Raw genomic sequence first — 1,853 nt, 5'->3', positions numbered from 1 at the left:
GCGTCCGCGAACGGTTTACACCGCCCATCGGCAGCCAACCCACCCTGCCGGGAAAACTCCACAAACGCTCCCGGAGTGGCCATCACCGTCACACCACCGGCCAGGGCCATCGAACACTCACCCGACCGCAACGCCTGCGCCGCCAAATGCACCGCCACCAACGACGACGAACACGCCGTGTCCACCGACACCGCCGGACCTTCCAGGCCCAAGGTGTACGCCACCCGCCCCGATGCCACACTTCCGCTGGTCCCGGTCAGCGCGTATCCCTCGGTCTCGGCCGGGCTTGCCGCCAACTGCATGGCGTAGTCGTGGTACATGAGGCCCACATACACGCCGGTGTCCGACCCGCGTAGCCCGGACGGGTCGATCCCGGCCCGCTCCAACGCTTCCCAGGAGACCTCCAACAGCAGCCGCTGCTGCGGATCCATCGCCACAGCCTCCCGCGGACTGATCCCGAAGAACCCCGCGTCGAACATCCCGGCCCCGGAAAGGAATGTTCCGTACCGGGTCCCCGACCGCTGCCGACCGGGGTCGTACAGAGCCGTCAGATCCCAACCCCGATCCGCGGGGAACTCACCCACCGCGTCAACACCGTCGACCAGCAACTGCCAAAACGCCTCCGGGTCGTCAACCCCACCCGGATACCGACACCCCATCCCCACAATCGCCACCGGCTCGTCGAGCACAGTGACTGCGGCGACCGGTCCAGTTGCCGGCTCAGACACCCCGTCCAACCGCTGCTGCAGGTATCCCAGCAGTGCCACGGGCGTGGGGTAGTTAAATAGCAGGGTGGTCGGCAGCCGCAGCCCTGTCACCGCGGTGAGTCGGTCACACATTTTGATGGTGGAGTATGAGTCGAAGCCCTGCTCCTTAAAGCTCCGGTCAGCGTCGACATCCTGCGGCCCGGCATGACCAAGCACTGCGGCCGCATGGGTACGGATCAGGTCAAGTAGTTGCCACTCGCCCCCACCCACTGCCGGCTCGATTCTCACATCGGCTTCACCAGGGCGGCCCCGCCTCGCGGAGCGTTCGGTCTCGGCAAGGTCTAGCGCGGCCGCGCTGGCCTCGATGTCATGCCGCTCGACCGCGTCCTGGGACTGGTCGATCGGGGCGATACTGCGGCCAGGGAGCTCGGCCAGCGTGTCCGGGAGCCAGTGGCGCTGGCGCTGGAACGGGTATGTTGGCAGCGGCACGCGTCGGGGCAAGTCACCGGCGAAGGTCGGGGTCCAGTCGATGTTGATGCCGGCCACGTGCAGGGTGGCCATCGAGCGTAGCCAGCGGTCCCGTCCGCCGTCGTCACGGCGTAGGGTGCCGGTCACTACCAGGTGCTCGCCGGCCTGTTCTACCGCCATGGTCAGTACCGGGTGTGGGCTGACTTCCACGAACGTCTGGTGGCCGGCTTCGGTCAGTGTCTGGATCACCTCGGCGAACCGGACGGTGTGTCGCAGGTTGCGGTACCAGTAGTCGCCGTCGAGGCTGGCGGTGTCGACCTGCGCCGCTTGCAGGGTCGAGTAGAACGGCACCTGCCCGCTGTCCGGTTGCAGGTCGGCCAGGTCTGCGTGCAGCTGGTCCTGGATCGCCTGTACCTGCACCGAATGCGAGGCGTAGTCCACCGCGATGCGTCGGGCTCCCCGCTGCGTGTGCGCTTGGACGAATTCCTCACACGCGGTCGTGGTTCCGGATATCACCACCTGCGCCGGGCCGTTGACCGCCGCGATCGACAGGTCCTCACCCCACCCGGTGATCAGCTGTTGTACCTCGTGCAACGGTGCGGGCACCGACACCATGCCCCCCGACCCGGACAGGGCTACGATCGCCCGGCTCCGCAACGCCACCACCCGGGCCCCGTC

The 1,853-nt window shown here is 67.5% G+C and carries 1 protein-coding gene; it reads right to left on the bottom strand.

Features of this window, described 5'->3' with window-relative positions:
* The coding region (locus AB0G13_RS34625) for a beta-ketoacyl synthase N-terminal-like domain-containing protein (RefSeq protein ID WP_357883901.1) at positions 1 to 1,838 on the bottom strand (1,838 nt) is incomplete at its 3' end.
* Positions 1,839 to 1,853: the final 15 nt, after the last annotated feature.

The organism is Micromonospora sp. NPDC023633, assembly GCF_040640035.1.
GTDB lineage: Bacteria > Actinomycetota > Actinomycetes > Mycobacteriales > Micromonosporaceae > Micromonospora.
Note: the sequence above shows the minus strand (reverse complement) of the source record. Positions and strands in the feature narration are given on the sequence as shown.